The 17,912-nt window shown below is 66.5% G+C and carries 21 protein-coding genes; 17 read left to right on the top strand and 4 right to left on the bottom strand.

The window, feature by feature from the left end:
- Positions 1-57 precede the first annotated feature (57 nt).
- The 10 genes from clpS to rdgB all read left to right on the top strand — a co-directional run bounded on the left by clpS (position 58) and on the right by rdgB (position 7,202).
- Positions 58-378, top strand: coding sequence for an ATP-dependent Clp protease adapter ClpS (gene clpS, locus ACWEO2_RS17155; protein ID WP_355182354.1), 321 nt, complete (start codon positions 58-60; stop codon positions 376-378).
- Between the two features lie 22 nt (positions 379-400).
- A complete protein-coding gene (gene aosR, locus ACWEO2_RS17150) occupies positions 401-970 on the top strand; it encodes an oxidative stress transcriptional regulator AosR (RefSeq protein ID WP_355182356.1) in 570 nt (189 codons plus the stop codon).
- Positions 971-1,034: 64 nt separating this feature from the next.
- Positions 1,035-2,093, top strand: coding sequence for a P1 family peptidase (locus ACWEO2_RS17145; protein WP_452406171.1), 1,059 nt, complete (start codon positions 1,035-1,037; stop codon positions 2,091-2,093).
- 323 nt (positions 2,094-2,416) lie between these two features.
- Positions 2,417-2,839: a Mov34/MPN/PAD-1 family protein gene (locus ACWEO2_RS17140; protein WP_452406170.1), complete on the top strand. Its 423-nt coding sequence runs from the start codon at positions 2,417-2,419 to the stop codon at positions 2,837-2,839.
- 33 nt (positions 2,840-2,872) lie between these two features.
- Positions 2,873-3,145 carry a MoaD/ThiS family protein gene (locus tag ACWEO2_RS17135; protein WP_354954923.1) on the top strand — a complete coding sequence of 91 codons (273 nt, stop codon included), beginning with the start codon at positions 2,873-2,875 and terminating at the stop codon, positions 3,143-3,145.
- Positions 3,146-3,153: 8 nt separating this feature from the next.
- The gene (locus ACWEO2_RS17130; RefSeq protein ID WP_355182361.1) at positions 3,154-4,116 is read left to right on the top strand and encodes a PLP-dependent cysteine synthase family protein; all 963 of its coding nucleotides are present in this window, start codon (positions 3,154-3,156) and stop codon (positions 4,114-4,116) included.
- Between the two features lie 103 nt (positions 4,117-4,219).
- Positions 4,220-4,942: a rhomboid family intramembrane serine protease gene (locus ACWEO2_RS17125; protein ID WP_452406169.1), complete on the top strand. Its 723-nt coding sequence runs from the start codon at positions 4,220-4,222 to the stop codon at positions 4,940-4,942.
- Between the two features lie 77 nt (positions 4,943-5,019).
- Positions 5,020-5,784: a cyclic nucleotide-degrading phosphodiesterase gene (locus ACWEO2_RS17120; RefSeq protein WP_452406168.1), complete on the top strand. Its 765-nt coding sequence runs from the start codon at positions 5,020-5,022 to the stop codon at positions 5,782-5,784.
- Between the two features lie 42 nt (positions 5,785-5,826).
- A complete protein-coding gene (gene rph / locus ACWEO2_RS17115; RefSeq protein ID WP_354954931.1) occupies positions 5,827-6,597 on the top strand; it encodes a ribonuclease PH in 771 nt (256 codons plus the stop codon).
- Positions 6,597-7,202, top strand: coding sequence for an RdgB/HAM1 family non-canonical purine NTP pyrophosphatase (gene rdgB, locus ACWEO2_RS17110; RefSeq protein ID WP_452406167.1), 606 nt, complete (start codon positions 6,597-6,599; stop codon positions 7,200-7,202). The genes rph and rdgB overlap by 1 nt, the downstream gene beginning before the upstream one ends.
- A 22-nt stretch (positions 7,203-7,224) precedes the next feature.
- On the opposite strand, the gene ACWEO2_RS17105 is transcribed toward rdgB, so the two are convergent.
- The 3 genes from ACWEO2_RS17105 to ACWEO2_RS17095 form a co-directional block, all read right to left on the bottom strand.
- Positions 7,225-7,581, bottom strand: coding sequence for a DUF3817 domain-containing protein (locus ACWEO2_RS17105; RefSeq protein WP_452406192.1), 357 nt, complete (start codon positions 7,579-7,581; stop codon positions 7,225-7,227).
- A gap of 35 nt (positions 7,582-7,616) precedes the next feature.
- Positions 7,617-8,105, bottom strand: a complete 489-nt coding sequence (locus ACWEO2_RS17100; protein WP_452406166.1) for a transcriptional regulator — start codon at positions 8,103-8,105, stop codon at positions 7,617-7,619.
- A 63-nt stretch (positions 8,106-8,168) separates the two neighbouring features.
- Complete coding sequence (locus tag ACWEO2_RS17095; RefSeq protein WP_452406165.1) at positions 8,169-9,044, bottom strand: oxidoreductase; 876 nt, start codon at positions 9,042-9,044, stop codon at positions 8,169-8,171.
- A 134-nt stretch (positions 9,045-9,178) separates the two neighbouring features.
- Here ACWEO2_RS17095 and ACWEO2_RS17090 point away from each other — a divergent pair, with 134 nt between their 5' ends.
- The 7 genes from ACWEO2_RS17090 to ACWEO2_RS17060 all read left to right on the top strand — a co-directional run bounded on the left by ACWEO2_RS17090 (position 9,179) and on the right by ACWEO2_RS17060 (position 17,295).
- Positions 9,179-11,212 carry a DHA2 family efflux MFS transporter permease subunit gene (locus tag ACWEO2_RS17090; RefSeq protein ID WP_452406164.1) on the top strand — a complete coding sequence of 678 codons (2,034 nt, stop codon included), beginning with the start codon at positions 9,179-9,181 and terminating at the stop codon, positions 11,210-11,212.
- A 55-nt stretch (positions 11,213-11,267) separates the two neighbouring features.
- On the top strand, positions 11,268-11,915 hold the full coding sequence (locus ACWEO2_RS17085) for a PadR family transcriptional regulator (RefSeq protein ID WP_452406163.1): 648 nt from the start codon (positions 11,268-11,270) through the stop codon (positions 11,913-11,915).
- 224 nt (positions 11,916-12,139) lie between these two features.
- A complete protein-coding gene (locus ACWEO2_RS17080; protein WP_452406162.1) occupies positions 12,140-13,348 on the top strand; it encodes an FAD-dependent oxidoreductase in 1,209 nt (402 codons plus the stop codon).
- A gap of 77 nt (positions 13,349-13,425) precedes the next feature.
- A complete protein-coding gene (locus ACWEO2_RS17075; RefSeq protein ID WP_452406161.1) occupies positions 13,426-14,223 on the top strand; it encodes an ABC transporter ATP-binding protein in 798 nt (265 codons plus the stop codon).
- Complete coding sequence (locus tag ACWEO2_RS17070) at positions 14,208-15,776, top strand: hypothetical protein (protein ID WP_452406160.1); 1,569 nt, start codon at positions 14,208-14,210, stop codon at positions 15,774-15,776. The genes ACWEO2_RS17075 and ACWEO2_RS17070 overlap by 16 nt, the downstream gene beginning before the upstream one ends.
- A gap of 108 nt (positions 15,777-15,884) precedes the next feature.
- Positions 15,885-16,808 (top strand): LysR family transcriptional regulator, encoded by a 924-nt coding sequence (locus tag ACWEO2_RS17065; protein ID WP_452406159.1) that lies wholly within the window; start codon positions 15,885-15,887, stop codon positions 16,806-16,808.
- A gap of 193 nt (positions 16,809-17,001) precedes the next feature.
- Positions 17,002-17,295, top strand: a complete 294-nt coding sequence (locus ACWEO2_RS17060; protein WP_452406196.1) for a hypothetical protein — start codon at positions 17,002-17,004, stop codon at positions 17,293-17,295.
- 38 nt (positions 17,296-17,333) lie between these two features.
- On the opposite strand, the gene ACWEO2_RS17055 is transcribed toward ACWEO2_RS17060, so the two are convergent.
- Positions 17,334-17,738, bottom strand: a complete 405-nt coding sequence (locus ACWEO2_RS17055) for a VOC family protein (protein ID WP_452406158.1) — start codon at positions 17,736-17,738, stop codon at positions 17,334-17,336.
- Between the last annotated feature and the right edge of the window lie 174 nt (positions 17,739-17,912).

Genomic DNA, 17,912 nt, shown 5'->3' with positions numbered 1-17,912 from the left:
GCCAAATCCAGGTGTGCGGGTGTTGTGTATCCGGAGTCGAGTCGTACCCTGAGTGTTATGGCCTTGTGCAAAGCGAACGCGACACTGTCGGCGGCACAGGCGACTCCGGAAGCGGTCGAGTACACCGAGATCCTGGAGGCCGAGGACCGTCCGTGGGTGACGGTCGTCTGGGACGATCCGGTCAACCTCATGCACTATGTCGCCTACATCTTCCAGAAGCTGTTCGGCTACAGCAAAGCGAAGGCGACCGAACTGATGCTCAAGGTGCACAACGAGGGCAAGGCAGTGGTGTCGTCGGGTTCGCGCGACAAGATGGAACAGGACGTGCGAAGGCTGCACGCGGCGGGACTCTGGGCGACCATGCAACGGGATGACTGATCGTACGACTACGCTGACGTCAGTGCGGAAGTGGAGCCGGAAGAACTCGCTGAGCGGCCTCAAGCTGCGATCCGAGATGGACGCGCGTGAGGCTAGCGTGCTGCGGTCCCTGGTCGGTGCGGTCTCCGGGCTGCTGACCGAGCGGGCCGAATCCGCGCCCGCCGACGAACTCACCGAACTGACCGGGTTGCGTAGCGGCAATACGACGCCGCCCGAGGATCCCCGGCTGCACCGGCTGCTGCCGGACTTCCACCGCAGCGAACCCGGTTCCCCCGACGCCGACCGCGCCGATCTCAATAGCGCCCTGCGCGGCCTGCACGAACCGGAGATCATCGACGCCAAGCTGGCCGCGGGGTCGGTGGTGCTGAATACGGTGCCCACCGACGGCGGGAAGATCGTGCTGACCCCCGAGCAGGCCGATGCCTGGTTGACCGCGCTCACCGATGTGCGGCTGGCATTGGGCACGGTGCTCGGAATCGATGCCGACACACCCGATCACCTCGAACCCGATGACCCGCGCGGGCCGCATCTGGATGTGTACCACTGGCTCACCTGGATGCAGGATTCACTGCTGCAGGCCCTCGCACCCTGACCGCGCCGCCGCTGGCCGGAAGACGCCATCCTGGATCGGTGCCGAGTAGTCAGGAGCAGCAGCAGTGAATGCGCAAGCGGGACCACGGAATTCGCTCACCGATGTCACCGGGCTGCTGGTCGGTCACCAGCACGCGCTCGATCCGAACGCGACGCTGGGTTCCGGCGCGGCGACCGGCTGCACCGTGGTGCGCGCGCCCGGCGGTGCCATCGCCGCGGTCGATGTGCGCGGCGGTGGGCCGGGGACCAGGGAAACCGATCTGCTCGACCCGGGCAACACTGTGCGCCAAGTGAATTCGATTCTGCTCACCGGCGGTAGCGCCTACGGACTCGCCGCCGCCGACGGCGTAATGCGCTGGCTGGAGGAACATCGCGAGGGCATCCCGATGGATCCGGCCGATCCGAACCGTGTGGTGCCCATCGTGCCCGCCGCGGTCATCTTCGATCTTCCGGTGGGGGACTGGGGGATTCGCCCGACCGCCGACTTCGGGTTCCTGGCGGCCGAGGCGGCGGCGGTCGAGTTCGAGCGCGGTTCGGTCGGGGCCGGGGTCGGCGCGCGTGCCGGTTCGATCAAGGGCGGCGTCGGCACCGCGAGCGTGGTGCTCGGTGCGGGTCCCAGCGCGGGCGTCACCGTCTCAGCGCTGATCGTCGCCAACCCCGTCGGCTCGGTCTTCGACCCGCGCACCGGCCTGCCCTGGGGCGTGGGCACCGACGGTCCCGAGCACTTCGGGCTGCGCCCGGCAACTGTGGACCAACTGGCCGCGGCCAACGCACTCCCGGTCAAGGGCACCGTCCTCAACACCACCATCGGCGTGGTCGCCACCGATGCACCCCTGGACCCCGCGGGCTGCCAGCGCATGGCCGCCACCGCCCATGACGGCCTCGCCCGCGCCATCCGCCCGGCCCACTCGCCCCTGGACGGCGACACCCTGTTCGCCCTCGCCACCGGCACCGCCGAGATCACCACCCTGCCGATGCCCCCGGCCTTCCCGGCCGATCTGCTGGTCCTGGACGCCGTCTGTACCGCCGCGGCGGTGTGCGTGGAACGCGCCATCGTGGACGCCATCCTCTCCGCGCGCTCCGTCGCGGGCATCCCCGCCTACTCCGATCTCTTTCCGCGCTGATCCACCACGGCCCACGACTTCGGCCCAGCCCCTGTCGCGGGCTGTGGACGGCGGCTGCGGCAATCGGCGCGCGTCGGCGTCGGACGTGATAGGGCCGATAAACGCGAAAGTGTGCGTGCGACTTGGGAACCGCGCTGGTCCGGGCGCGGGTGACGGGAACTTCGGGTTGCCGACGCTCGATCGCCGGTTTGTGCGGGCACCGGGAGCGTGGCCGACGGAAGGGTACCGGCCGACAGGTGGCCGGGAATAGCCGAATATTCTTGGTCGTTGTCGGGTGCGATATGTCGGCATTTGCGGTGCCGAAATGCGGAAGGGTTTGACTCGTGCTGGTGATAAGGGCCGACCTCGTCGAGGCGATGGTCGCGCATGCGCGCGCCGATCACCCGGATGAGGCGTGCGGCGTCATCGCCGGTCCGGACGGGTCGGATAGACCCGAGCGGTTCATCGCCATGGTCAATGCCGAGCGCTCGCCGACCTTCTACCGGTTCGACTCCGGTGAACAGCTGAAGGTGTGGCGGGCCATGGACGACGCCGATGAGACCCCGGTGGTGATCTACCACTCGCACACCGCCACCGAGGCCTACCCGAGCCGCACCGACATCTCCTACGCGTCCGAGCCGTTCGCGCATTATGTGCTGATCTCCACCCGCGATCCCGAGCAGCACGAGCTGCGCAGCTACCGGATCGTCGATGGTGTGGTCACCGAGGAGCCGGTCGAGGTCGTCGATGCGTACGAGACCGTTTAGTACCCCCATGTTCGTCGAATTCGAGGAGTCCCCGTGCCGGTAACCGTGTCCATCCCGACCATCATGCGTGGCCTGACCGGAGGCGAGAAGCGCGTCGACGCGCAGGGCTCGACCCTGTCCGCGCTGATCGAGAACCTCGACGCGAACCATCCCGGCCTCGCCGAGCGGCTGCTCAAGGACGGCAAGCTGAACCGCTACGTCAATATCTACGTCGACGACGAGGACGTGCGCTTTGCGGGCGGCCTCGAGGCGGAGGTGCCGGAGGGTGCGAGCGTCACCATCCTGCCCGCCGTCGCCGGAGGCTGATCGACCCCGTGGCGCGCTATGAATCGCTGATCGCGACCCTCGGCAACACCCCGCTGGTCGGGCTGCGCAATCTGTCCCCGCAGTGGGACGGGGAGCACCCGGTGCGGCTGTGGGCCAAGCTCGAGGACCGCAACCCGACCGGTTCCATCAAGGACCGCCCGGCCCTGCGGATGATCGAACAGGCCGAGGCCGACGGCCGGCTCACGCCCGGTTGCACGATCCTGGAGCCGACCAGCGGCAATACCGGCATCTCGCTGGCCATGGCGGCCAAACTCAAGGGCTACCGGCTGGTCTGCGTGATGCCGGAGAACACCTCGGTCGAGCGTCGTCAGTTGCTGACCATGTTCGGCGCGGAGATCATCGATTCCCCGGCCGCTGGCGGTTCGAATCAGGCGGTCGCACTGGCCAAGCAGATCGCCGCGGAGAATCCGGACTGGGTGATGCTCTACCAGTACGGCAATCCGGCGAACGCGCTGGCGCACTACGAGACCACCGGCCCGGAGATCCTGGCCGACCTGCCCGAGATCACCCATTTCGTCGCGGGTCTCGGCACCACCGGCACGCTGATGGGGACCGGGCGGTTCCTGCGGGAAAAGGTGCCCGGCATCGAGATCGTCGCGGCCGAACCGCGCTATGGCGAACTGGTTTACGGACTGCGCAATATCGATGAGGGCTTCATTCCCGAGCTCTACGACGAGTCCGTGCTGACCACACGCTTTTCGGTCGGCCCGTTCGACGCGGTGAAACGCACGCGCGAGCTGGTGTTGGAAGAGGGCATTTTCGCCGGCATTTCGACCGGCGCGATCCTGCACGCGGCGCTCGGCGTCGCGCGTAAGTGCGTGCGGGCCGGTCAGCGGGCGGATATCGCGTTCATCGTTGCCGACGGCGGGTGGAAGTACCTGTCCACCGGCGCTTATGACGGAACTCTGGAAGAGGCGGAAGAGCGCCTCGACGGCCAGCTCTGGGCCTGAACCGAGATCCGATCCGGGCGCGATTTGTCCCGGTACCCTCGAAAGAGCGAGCCCTGGCGGGCATATCTCGACGGCCCGGGACTCGCTCGACGAGGAGGTTGCGATGACCGGCGGTTCGGGAATCGGTTCGTCGTTCGATCCGGAGCGGATCGCCGCACTGCGCGCCCAATTGGGTCAGCCGATCGGATCGACTCCCGGTGTGCCGACCCCGGCGAAATCGAACAACTTCGCTCCCGTCAAACAGCTCTGGCTGCGCGCGGGTGTCATCATTACCGCTTTCGTCGCCCTGCTCTACGGCATCGAAGGCGTCGACACCCTCGACGACAATAAACTCGACTACAACGGCATCGAGCCGCGCGAGGCCGATGGCCTGTGGGGAATCCTCTGGGCACCGGTCCTGCACCACGGCTGGGATCACCTGTTCGCCAATACGCTTCCGGTGCTCGTGCTCGGCTTCATCACTCTGCTCGCGGGCATCGGACGCGGACTGTCCGCCAGCGCGATCATCTGGATCGTGGCCGGTGTCGGTGTCTGGCTCACCGGCGCCACCGGATCGGTGCATCTCGGCGCGTCCTCGCTGATCTTCGGCTGGCTCACCTTCCTGATCTCGCGTGGCTGGTTCGCCCGCAATATCGCCCAGATCGGCATCGGCTTGGTGGTGCTGGCGATCTACGGGTCGGTGCTGTGGGGTGTGCTGCCCGGACAGCCCGGAATCTCTTGGCAGGGGCATCTTTTCGGGGCGGTGGGTGGAGTGCTTGCTGGCTGGGTACTCTCTGGTGATGAACGTCGACACCGTCGCGGGGATCGAGCCGGAGTCAATGCGTAGTCGCGGATGCGCGCGACTCGTAGCGGAATGTGGGGGATCGGTTCTTGAGTGAGAAATCGTCGTGGGAGCATGGGGGAATGCGCCTTACCGTCCTCGGGTGCTCGGGCAGTGTGTCCGGCCCGGACTCCCCTGCGTCGGGGTACCTGCTGACCGGGCCGGATATGTCGCCGGTGGTCATCGATTTCGGGCCGGGTGTGCTCGGCGCATTGCAGCGCTATGCCGATCCCGGTGAGGTCGATATCTTTCTCACCCACCTGCACGCCGATCACTGCCTGGATCTGCCCGGCCTGCTGGTCTGGCGGCGCTACCATCCGACACCCCCGGCGGGGCGGGCGATCGTGCGCGGTCCGTCGGATAGCCCGGTGCGCATCGGCAATGCCTCGGCCGAGGTCGGTGGCGAATGCGACGACTGGTCCGACGTCATTGATCACCGGACGTGGGTCGAGGGCGAGGCGGTCGAATTCGGTCCCGGCCATACGGTGCTCGCGCGCCGGATGTATCACCCGCCGGAGTCCTATGGACTGCGCATCTCGACTGCGGCCGGACGGACCTTCGTCTACACCGGCGACACCGCGATGTGCGACGCGGTACTCGAACTCGCGCAGGATGCCGACATCCTGATGTCGGAGGCGTCGTGGACGCACGATCCGGCGAATCGGCCGCCCGGCATCCATCTGTCCGGCGCCGAGGCGGGCATGATCGCGGCGCGCGCGGGCGTGAAAGAGTTGCTGCTCACCCACATTCCGCCGTGGACGTCGCGCGAGGATGTGATCGCCGAGGCGAAGGCCCAGTTCTCCGGGCCGGTGCACGCCGTGGCACCAGGCGAAACCTTCGACATCTGACCGGTTGCCGCGCGCGGCGGGTCATATGACTAGGCTTGGCGCGTGTCGAGACGAGCCGATGGCAGGGCGGACGATGAGCTCCGCGAGGTACGGATCACCCGTGGATTCACCACGCATCCAGCCGGTTCGGTGCTGGTGGAGTTCGGGCAGACCCGAGTGATGTGCACCGCGAGCGTCACCGAGGGCGTGCCCCCGTGGCGTCGCGATTCCGGGCTCGGCTGGTTGACCGCCGAGTACGCGATGCTGCCCGCGGCAACGCATACCCGCAGCGGACGGGAATCGGTAAAGGGCAAGGTCGGCGGGCGCACCCAGGAGATCAGCCGGTTGGTCGGCCGGTCGCTGCGCGCCTGCATCGATCTGGCAGCCATCGGTGAGAACACCATCGCCATCGACTGCGATGTGCTGCAGGCCGATGGCGGCACCAGGACCGCGGCCATCACCGGTGCGTACGTCGCGCTCTCGGATGCGGTCACCTACCTCGGCGCGGCGGGCGGATTGGCCGACCCGCAGCCGATCTCGTGTGCGATCGCGGCGGTGAGTGTCGGCGTCGTCGACGGTCGGGTGCGACTGGACCTGCCGTACGAAGAGGATTCGCGCGCCGAGGTCGATATGAATGTGGTCGCCACCGATACCGGCACCCTGGTGGAGATCCAGGGCACCGGCGAGGGCGCCACCTTCCCGCGCTCCACACTGGACAAGATGCTCGACGCGGCACTCGCCGGATGTGAGCGGCTGTTCACCGTGCAGAAAGAGGCACTGGCGCTGCCCTACCCCGGCGTGCTGCCGCAGCCGTCCGAGTCGAAGAAGAAGTGATGTCGCGCCGCGTCCTGGTCGCCAGCCGCAATGCCAAAAAGCTGAACGAATTGCGTCGGATTCTCGCCGAAGCGGGTATCGCGGGCATCGAGATCGTCGGGCTCGACGATGTGCCCGCCTACGACGAGGCGCCCGAGACCGGCGCGACCTTCGAGGAGAATGCGCTCGCGAAGGCCCGCGACGGTGCGGCCGCAACCGGATTGCCTTGTGTGGCAGATGATTCCGGTATCGAGGTGGACGCGCTGAACGGAATGCCCGGTGTGCTGTCCGCGCGCTGGTCCGGGAGTCACGGCGATGACGCGGCCAATAACGCGCTGTTGCTGGCCCAACTCGGTGATGTGCCGGATGAGCGGCGCGGCGCGCGGTTCGTCTCCACCTGCGCGCTGGTGGTGCCCGGCGGCGCCGAGACCGTGGTGCGTGGTGAATGGCCCGGCTCGATCGGCCGCAAACCCGTTGGGGACGGCGGTTTCGGCTACGATCCGCTGTTCATTCCGGCGGGCGGCGATATCAGTGCCGCTCAGCTGACCCCGGCGGAAAAGGACGCGGTCTCGCATCGCGGCCGCGCCCTCACCCAACTCCTGCCCGCGCTGTCGGCCCTGGCCTGAGCCGACAGCGGTTGTCGGCGGGTCAGAGGTCGAAGTCTCGCTTGACCTTGTTCGCGTTGACGTGCTCGACGAAGAAGGACAGCAGCGGGATGGTGCCCGCGATCAGCGTGCCGACCGTGCGCAGGATCGGCCAGCGCACCTTGACCGCGAGGTCGGCGGTGACCAGCAGGTAGATGAAGTAGACCCAGCCGTGCGCAACCGCGATCCAGCTCGGGGTGTGCACGTCGAAGCCGTACTTCGCGATCATCTCGCCGGTCAGCAGCAGCAGCCACAGGCCGGTCGCCCAGGCGAGGACGCGGTAGCGCAGCAGCGCGGGCCTGATCTTCGCGACGCTGGTGCTCGCTGCGGAGGCGCTGGGCCGCGCCGCCTCGGCCGTCAGCGCCTGGCTGGATTCGGTTGAGTTCTCGCTGGTGGTCAACCGGCGCTCCTCTGCGTGTCGCGGGCGTGTAGGCCCGCATCCCGGACTTGTTGGTCGATGTCGCTGGCGTGTAGTTCGGCCAGATATCTGTTGTATTCGGCGAGTTCCGGATCTTCGTCCCGGATGGCCTTGGGGCGCTCGGGCAGCAGGCCTGCCGGAATCTCGCGCGGCGCATCGGCTTTCGCGGATCGCCGCGCCGAGGTCCGTGCCGCCTTCACCGGAGCCTGTTCGGCCGTCGGCTCCTGCGCGTCCTCCTCCGACTCGGATTCGGTCTCCAGTCGTACGAACCGGAAGTACGCGAAGATCGCGAATCCGGCGAACAATGGCCACTGCAGTGCGTAGCCGAGATTCTGCCCGGTACCGCTGGCCGATTCGAACCGCTGCCACTGCCACCATCCCAAGGCCAGGCAGGCGAGGGCGGCCACGATCACCAGCACGATAAGGGCCGGGCGATTGTGTGCCGAGCGGCGAGGTGGAGCGGACACGGTTACTACGGTACCTGTCTACTACACGGTACGTAGGAGCAGGTCGGCGGCGCGGTCGCGCCTTCAGAACTTGTAGGTGATCCCGGTCATCCGCTCGGATTCCTCCCAGAGGCGGCGCAGCAGCTCCGGGTTGTTCGATAGTTTGCTCGACGGCGAGGGCTCGACCGGGCCCTGGGTCTGGAACAAACGGTTCGGACCCCAGTAGATGGTGGGATCGGCATCGGGCATGGTGGCCGCGAACAGGGTGGACTGCGCGGCCTTGGCCGGGGGCTGGCCGATGATGCGGATGAACGGTTTGCTGAACCGGTCCAGCGGGGTCTCGGTCCTGGCGAACAGATCGGTCGCGGAGACGCCGGGGTGCACTGCGTAGGAGCGTTTGGTCGATGCGGCCTCGGTCAGCCGTCGCTGCAGTTCGCGGGCGAACATCAGGTTGGCGAGTTTGGCCTGGGCGTAGGCGAGGTTGCGCCGGTAGCGACGGTGCTCGTAGTTGAGGTCGTCGATCCAGAGTTTCGGGGTCTGCTTGTGCGCGATGCTCGCCAGGCTCACCACCCGATCGCGCAGGCGATCGAGTAGCAGTCCGGTGAGTGCGAAATGGCCGAGGTGGTTGACGCCGAACTGGGTCTCGAATCCGTCCTTGGTGCGCGAGAACGGGACGTTCATCAGACCGGCATTATTGATGAGCACATCGAATTCGCCGGTCTTGTCGGCGAATTCGCGCACCGATGCCAGATCCGCCAGATCCAGTCGCTCGACCCGGATATCGCCATCGATCCGGTCGGCGATCGGCTGCGCCTTCACGACATTGCGGCAGGCCATGACCACCGTCGCACCCTTGCTCGCCAGCACGGTGGTGGTCTCGACGCCGAGGCCGCCATTGGCTCCGGTCACAATGAAAGTACGCCCGCTCTGGTCGGGTATTTCATTCGGTTTCCACGCCATGGGCTGACCTTACTCTGGAGTAAGTTTCGGGGGAAGGGTGGCGCGCATCGGATCACGGATTTGAGTGGTGGCGGGGTGATTCGCTGCCGTGTCGCTGGATAACTGGAATGACGGCAACCGACCATACTGGGTCAATGACCGGTGCACTCGCTGTCGCCGAAAAAGTTCCTGAACCGTTGAGCAAGGCCAAGACCAATATCGTGTTCGCCACGATTGTGCTGGGAATGTTGCTGGCGGCCTTGGATCAGACGATCGTGTCCACCGCATTGCCCACGATCGTCGCCGATCTCGGCGAGGCCGGGCGGATGGCGTGGGTGGTCACGGCGTATCTGCTGGCGGAGGCGGTGGCGACCGCGCTGGCGGGCAAACTCGGCGACCTCTTCGGTCGCAAGCTGATCTTCCAGCTCAGCGCGCTGATCTTCATTGTCGGTTCGATGATCGCGGGCCTGGCGAACGGGATGACGCTGCTGATCATCGCCCGCGGCATCCAGGGTTTCGGCGCCGGCGGCCTGATGGTCACCGCGATGGCGCTGATCGCCGACACCATTCCGCTGCGGCAGCGCGGCAAATATCAGGGTGCGCTCGGCGCGGTCTTCGGCGTCACCACGGTGATCGGCCCGACATTGGGTGGGTTGTTCACCGACCACGCCAGCTGGCGGTGGTGCTTCTACGTCAATGTGCCCGTCGCGGTGATCATGATCGCGATGGCCGCGCGCACGATTCCTCGGATGCGGGCCGTCGTCAAGCCGATCATCGATTACGCGGGTATCGGGCTGGTCGCGGCCGGTGTCTCCTGTCTGATCCTCGGGCTGGAGTGGGGCGGACAGGAGTATCCGTGGGGCTCACCGATGATCATCGGCCTGTTCGCGGCCGCGGTGGTGCTGCTGGCCACGTTCGTCGCGGTGGAGTTGCAGGCCAGGGAGCCGATGCTGCCGATGGGGCTGTTCCGCAGCCGCGTCTTCACTGTGTGCTCGATCCTCAGCTTTATCGTCGGGTTCGCGATGCTCGGCTCGATGACCTATCTGCCCGCGTATCTGCAGTACGTGAACGGTGTTTCGGCGACCGTATCCGGGGTGCGCACCTTGCCGCTGGTGGTCGGGTTGTTCGTCACATCGATCATCTCCGGGCAGGTGGTCGGCCAGACCGGTCGCTACAAGTACTTCCCGATCGTGGGCACGCTGGTGATGGCGCTCGGGCTGTATCTGATGTCGACCATGGGCCGGACCACCAGCGTGTGGTTGGAATCGCTGTACATGCTCGTGCTCGGTCTCGGCCTCGGCCTGACCATGCAGGTGCTGACCATCGTCGTGCAGAACACCGTGCCCTATGCCCAACTCGGCACCGCGACCTCCGGTGTCGCCTTCTTCCGCACGGTCGGAAGTGCCTTCGGCACCGCCATTTTCGGAACGTTGTACACCGATCAGATCGGTCCCAATCTGGCCCATGCACTCATGCAGGTTCGGGTCGTGTCACCGGAGGTTGCCGCGAATCCGCAGTCCTTGCGGGCGCTACCGACCGAGGTGTCGGCGCCGATCATCGACGCATACGCCGATTCCATCGATCACGTATTTCTATGGGTGGTGCCGGTCGCGCTGGCCGGATTCGTGGTCGCCTGGTTCCTGAAGGAGGTGCCGCTGCGCGATAGCGCGCGAACGGGTGCGACGGATGTGGGCGAGGGCTTTTCGATGCCGGAGCCCTCGGACCGCTTGGTGTACCTGGAGCGTGCCGTCTCGGACACCATGCGCAAGGCGCGGGCCGAGGGACCCGTCGCTCCGCGCATTCTCGCCGACGCGGGCAGCGATCTGAGTCGCGGCGAAGCCTGGGCGCTGGGGCAGGTCTACCTGCACACCCGGATCAGGGGTGCGGCGACCCTCGACGCGATCGCGGAGGTGCACAAGCTGCCGGATGAGGTCATCGAACCGATCTACGACCGGGTGATCGGCTGCGGATATCTGACCGAAGACGCTGGTGGCCTGCGACTTACGGATACCGGCCGGGCCGAAGTCGACCAGATCCGGGCATCGTGGCAGCGCTGGCTCGGCGCCCGGCTCGACGACTGGGACTGCTCCGATCCCGCCGACCGGGCGCTGCTCGATCAGGCCTTGGCGAATATCGCCGCCAAAATCCTCGATGAGCAGGCCAGGGAGCAGGAAGTCGCGCACGTCTAATACTTGCGGCCGAATACTCGTAGACGTATATTCGTAGACGAGTAAGGAGGTGCCCATGGCCACGAAGCGCAAGGTGAACAATCTGCTGGCGCTGGCGGTGTTCGCCGCTGTCATCGAACGGCCGATGCACCGCTACGAAATCGCGTCGACGATCCGTGAGCGCGGCAAGGACCGCGATATGGACGTCAAGTGGGGCTCGCTGTACACCGTGGTGCAGAACATGGAGAAGGCGGGCTTCCTCGAGGTCGTCGGCAGTGAGCGGGACGGCGCTCGGCCGGAACGCACGATCTATGCGATCACCGATGCCGGTCGGGCCGAAATGGCCGACTGGACAAGGGAATTGATCGCTGAACCGGAACCGGAGCCCAACCGGTTCATTGCCGGACTCTCCGTCGCGGCGGGGCTGCCGCCGGACGAGGTCGTCGAGTTACTCGGCCAGCGCATCGGCGCGCTGAGCCGCACCATCGACGCTGCGCGCCGAGAACTCGATCAACTCGCGGCGGCCAATCTGCCCAGGCTGTTCGTCATCGAAGCCGAATACGGCGTGGCGATGCTGGAAGCCGAGGCCGAGTGGGCGGCGTCGCTGCGTGACGAGATCGCCGCGGGCACATTTCCCGGTGTCGATCTCTGGCGGCATATGCATGCCGTCGGCATGACGCCCGCCGAGGTCGGCGAGCTGGTGGAAAGGGGGATAACGGAATAGACGTCCGCTCCGGATTCCGGCAGGCACCGGGCGGAGCGATCAGTTGAGACCAGGCCCGGCGGGGTGCGGCAACACCGCCGCCGAGCCCGATGAAACCGTCTCGAACCGCGTCCGCATGCGCGCACCCGGCCACAAGGCTGGCAACCACAGGATAACTGGGTGTGCGGTGGGGCGGTCGGTTCGGGCTTCGAATGAACCCGTATCGCACACATTGGAGTACACCCATGTCCACCACAGAAACAGCCATTGTCATCGGCGGTGGTATCGCCGGACCGGTCACCGCCACCGCACTGCACAAGGCGGGCATTGCGGCCCGCGTCTACGAGGCCTATCCCGGTCCGACGTTCGGCGTCGGCAGCGGGCTCGCTCTGGCGCCGAATGGTGTTGCTGCCCTTGACATTATCGGCGCTGGCGATTTGTTCCACGCGATCGCGAGTCCGGTATCGCATTCCCAAATGTCGGTGGGCGGCAAAGTGCTGCGGATGCCCGACATATCGGACGTGCCATCGTTGGAAATAGTCGACCGCAACGAATTACACCGGATGCTGCACGACCACGCGGTCGCCACGGGTATTCCCTTCGAGTACAACAAGCGACTCGTAAGCGTCGCTGAGGCTGCTGACGGCATTACCGCGCACTTCGCCGATGGCAGTTCCGCCACCGCCGATGTGCTGATCGGCGCGGACGGCATTCGATCCACCGTGCGCGGTCTGATCGATCCGAAGAATCCGGGACCCGAGTACACCGGAATGATCGGATTCGGCGCGATGATCGACAATGAGATCGGACTCGCCCCGGAGACAATGGTTTTCGCATTCGGGAAGAAAGCCTACTACCTCTATGGAACGGTCGGCGACGATAAGATCATGTGGGGCGCCAATCTGCCGTACAAGGAGTACCTGACGCTGTCCGAGGCGCGGACGATTCCGGCCGAGCACTGGTTGCGAATCCTGCGGGAGACCTATGCCGAGGACACCCCGGGCGGTGAATTCGTCAGAAAGACCACCGCGGCAAATCTGGAAACGACTGGGGCACTCCACATTATGCCGTCGGTGCCGACCTGGTACCGGGGTCGCATGGTACTGGTCGGGGATTCGGTGCACGCGCCGTCCAATAGTTCGGGCCAGGGGGCGTCGATGGCCATCGAGAGCGCGGTGCAGTTGGCGCGGTGCCTGCGGGACCTGCCCGAGCACAGCGCGGCCTTCGCCGCCTATGAAGGGGTGCGGCGGCCGCGGGTGGAGAGTGTCACGGCTCGGGGGCGCAAGATCAACCACAGCAAGACACCGGGGCCGGTGGCGCGCCGGATGATGCCATTGCTGATGCCGCTGCTGATGAAGGGGATGAACCTGGAGAAGACGTTGGGTGCCGAGCAGCGGTATCGGATCGATTGGGATGCGCCGGTGCAGCGGGAGTTGGCTGCTTCGCGGGCGTAGCGGGATGCTGCCTGCCCCCGATGCGGGGGCAGGCAGCATTCGGTTCCGGTTTCGAACCCGACGGCCGCGTCAGCCGTATGGTTGGAGATGGGAATCGAAATTCAGGGGGGACAGTGCGTACCGATCCTGCGCTGCAATTGACCGGGCTGTACAAGCGATTCGGTGGTCCGTGGGTGGTCGACAATGTCGGCCTCACGGTGCCGCCGGGCTCGTTCTTCGGGTTGGTCGGCCCGAATGGTGCTGGCAAGACAACCACCTTGTCGATGGCCTGCGGGCTATTGCGGCCGGACGGTGGACAGGCGCATATCTTCGACGTCGATGTGTGGGCCGATCCGATCACCGCGAAAACTCTGGCGGGTGTGCTGCCGGACGGGCTGGCACTACCGGAACGTCTCACCGGACGAGAACTGTTGACCTACACCGGCTTACTGCGCGGTCTGCCCGCGCAGACGGTTTCCGAGCGGGCCGAGGAATTGCTCGGGGTATTCGAATTAACCGGTGCCGAACGCACTCTCGTCGTCGACTACTCCGCGGGCATGCGCAAGAAGATCGGGTTGGCCGCGGCGCTGTTGCACGCGCCGAAACTACTGGTGCTCGACGAACCGTTCGAGGCGGTGGATCCGGTGTCCGCGAGCACGATTCGGACCATTTTGCAGCGGTTCGTTGCGGCGGGCGGTGCGGTGGTGCTGTCGAGTCATGTGATGGCGCTGGTGGAGAACCTGTGCGACCGGGTCGCGGTGATTACCGCGGGGCGGGTGGTGGCGGTTGGCACCCTCGACGAGGTGCGCGGGGACAGCAGCCTGGAAGCGGCATTCGTGCAGTTGGTCGGCGGCCGGGTCGGCGGGGAGGACGGGCTGTCGTGGTTGGCGTCCTGATCCGGATGCGGTTGCTGCTGACCAAGCGTGCGTTGGGCAATGGCTGGCAAGGGGTCACATTCGTCAGTGGCGTGGTGATCGGTCTCGTCTTCGCCCTGGGCACGGCGGGCCTCACCGGATTCGCGGTTCGCGACGGCGATGTGGCCGGTGGCATTACCGTCGCCGCCGCCTGGTACGGCATCTGGACGCTCGGCTGGCTGTGCGGTCCGGTGCTCATGGGCAGCAGTGATGAGACCGTGCAGCCCGAACACCTGCGGCTGCTGCCCCTGAGCCATCGGCAGTTGGCCACCGGGCTGTTGGCCGCGGCCTTCGTCGGGCCAGCGCCGGTGATCAACCTGCTGGCCTTCTCCGGGCTGATCGTGCTTGCGGTGCAACTGAGTTGGGGTGCGGCCGCGGTCGCGCTGGTCGGTGTGGTGCTGCAGTTGATCTTCGTGGTGGTGCTCTCGCGCGTGGTGCTGGCGTGGATCGGCGCGGCGATGCGGTCGCGGCGAGGACGCGATCTCGGGGTGCTGCTCGCCGGTCTTGCGGGGCTGGCCTACTACCCGATGAGCTTCCTGCTGAATCACGTGGAGGCGGTGCGGGAATCGGCACCATGGCTGGCGGATCTGCTGCGCGTCCTGCCCTCCGGCTGGGCGCCGGATGCGGTGGCCGCGGCGGCGCGTGGCGATTGGTTGTTCGCGTTGCTCGCACTCGCCGGGCTGTTCGCGCTGACGGCGGTGCTGTGGCAGGCGTGGTCGGTGCTGTTGCGGCGGCGGTTGATCGCGCCGATGGGAGCGACATCCGGTGCGGCCGGGCGGGGGATGCTGCTGGGCCGGGTGCGGCCGAGTGGGCCGGTCGGTGCGGTGGTGGTCAAGGAGTTGCGGACCTGGTCGCGCGATAGCCGACGGCGTGCGGCGCTGCTGCCGGTGTTGTTGGTCGGAGCGCTGCTTCCGGTATTTCCGGCAATACAGGGCGACAGTTCGCGTGGTGTGGTGTTCGCGGGTGTGAGTGCGGCATGGTTTGCGGGACTGGCCGCCAATAATCTCTACGGCTACGACGGCACCGCGCTCTGGCAGACCTTGGTGACACCCGGTGCGGTGCGCGCGGATGTGCGCGGACGACTGCTGGCCCTGCTGTTGGTGATCGGGCTGCCGACACTGCTGCTCGCGGTGGTGTTGCCGGGTGCGCTCGGCCGCTGGTCGATGTACCCCTGGACGCTGTCGCTGCTGTTCGTCGTGCTCGGCGTCGGTGCGGGTTCCGCGGTATTCCTATCGGTGACCGCGCCCTATCCGCTGCCGCCGCGAACCGGAAATCCCTTCGCCTCCTCCGGAAATCCGGGCTGTGCGAAGGCTCTGGTCCAAATCAGCACCAGTTTGGGCCAACTGGTCGCGGCCATTCCCGTACTGATCGTGCTGGTCATCGGCCGAGTTCTCGACCTCACCGCCGTGCAGTGGCTGGCGCTGCCGCTGGGGATCGCGATCGGGGTCATGGGTGCGGTTCTCGGTGCTCGCCTTGCCGAGCGGCGGTTGTCGGACCGTGGGCCGGAAGTCCTCGCGGCCGTGCAGCCGCGTTGACGCTTGCGATCCGGCGGGCCGAACCGGGACGGATTTCGGATCGTCGAGCGCGGGGGCCGTGCTCGGGAACGGGCTGTTCGAACATCGGGAGAGAAATACACTTGGTGCGTGAGCGATAGGGATTCCGATGGCAATCTCGATTTGAATCAGCTGCGGACATTCCTGGCGGTGCATCGGGCGGGTTCGGTGACGGCGGGTGCTCGGCTGGTCGGGTTATCGCAGCCGACGGTGACGACTCAGTTGCAGGCGTTGGAGAAGCGGCTGGGTTATCGGTTGTTCGAGCGGCTGCCGCGCGGAGTGGTTTCGACGGCGGCGGCCGTGGAGTTGGCGGCGCGGGTGGCTGGGCCGGTGGACGCCCTCGATGGGATCGCTGGTCGTGCCGTACCCGCCGAACCGGTGCCGCAGCCGCCGGTGCGTTTGGCCGGACCCGCCGAACTGCTTGCGGTGCAGGCACTTCCGGCACTGGCGCGCTTGATCGCGAGCGGTGTCCGGCTGACGGTCACCGCGGGGCTGTCCGATGAACTGCTGGCCGGGCTGCGCGCCGGACACTATGACCTCATCGTGTCCACGGTGCGCCCGCGCGGCCGGGCACTGGTCGCCGAACCGCTCGCCGATGAGGAATTCGTCCTGGTCGCCGCGCCCGAAATGGCCGAACGCATCGACACCGCACGGTTGCGCGCCGAGGGTCCGGCGGCCCTGACGGGCCTACCCCTGATCAGCTACTCCGCCGACCTACCGATCCTGCGCCGCTACTGGCGACACATATTCGGCGTCCGCCTCACCGCCGAACCCTCGGTGGTCGTCGCCGATCTGCGCGCGATAACCGCGACGGTCGCCGCGGGCGCAGGCATCAGCGTCCTCCCGCGCTATCTCTGCACCGCCGAGCTGGCCGCCGGCACCTTGGTCCCGCTACTCGAACCCGACGACCCACCCATCAATACCGGCTTCCTGGTCCGCCGCCCTGGCACCACCTCCCGCCCCCACATCGACCTGGTGTACGACCACCTGCGGGCCGCAGGGCACATGTGGTGAACCGGCTAGATGTATGAGGCCCCGACGTTGGTGACGGCGGGAGCTGGTGGTTTGCCGTCGGCCGCACCGTGCGGTCACTGGTAGTTGTCGTGCACGTTCCACACAGCGACAGCATTAGAGCGTTGCTGTTCTGAGGTCCAGGTGCGGGAGTAGAGGAACGCTTCGGCCAGCGGGCTTGGTCGGAGTCGCGGCCGTGGGCGCGCCACCCGCCGTCGGGGATGCGCCGGACCTTCTTCACATCGACGTGCACCATGTGCCCGGGCCGCTTGGCGACAATCACCTGAGGTGTGCGGTTCGAGTCACCGTCGGGATCGATGAACCGTCGCCGGTTGAGGCCGAGTTGGGCGAGGACCCTGGTGACGGTACGACGGCTTATGGCGGCGCCGGTTTCGTTGAGTTCGAACGCTATTCGCGAGGCGGGCCGCTTCTGGTCCCGCCGCATCGCTTGATTCGCTGGACGACGTCAGGGTTGGTTGCGGTCGGCTGAGAATGTGGGGTCGAAGACCGGTCGAGGTTGGGTCAGGATCAGGGCCGGGTGATGTTGAACATCCAGCTGATACCGAACTTGTCGATTAGCGATCCCGCTTCGTCGCCCCAGGACTGCTTCTCCAACGGCAGTGTCACCGTGCCATCGGCCGACAGCTTTTCGTAGTAGTCGCGGATCTGGGAATCGTCTCCACCGATGAAGATCGCTACGTTCGTTCCTGGCCGGTATTCCACGCGCTCCGGAGCATCCCAGCCCATGATGGTGTATCCGGTAGGCGACGAAAGCACCGCGTGCATAACGTTGTCTGCGTCGGGCGCGTCCGGGGATCCGAAGTCCGCCACCGTGCCGATGTGGAGTTCACCTCCGAGGACACTTTGGTAGAACTGCAGGGCTTCCCGGGCGTTCCCGTCGAACACGATGCAGGGGTTGAGCGTGGATCCCATTCGGATACTCCTTGGTGATTGATCGTTTGGAGCTGAGCCCTCCGCGGTCCGCGTCGGCAGCCAATGTCGGGCCGAGACCGCCATATCGCGATGTCGTGGGCAGGCGTCTCAGCGGCATCGGCCGTGTGTCTTCGCCGTGCACTACTCTCACAGCCGGGCCGTGATTAGTCCAAG

This window comes from Nocardia sp. NPDC004278 (assembly GCF_053602975.1).
Note: the sequence above shows the minus strand (reverse complement) of the source record. Positions and strands in the feature narration are given on the sequence as shown.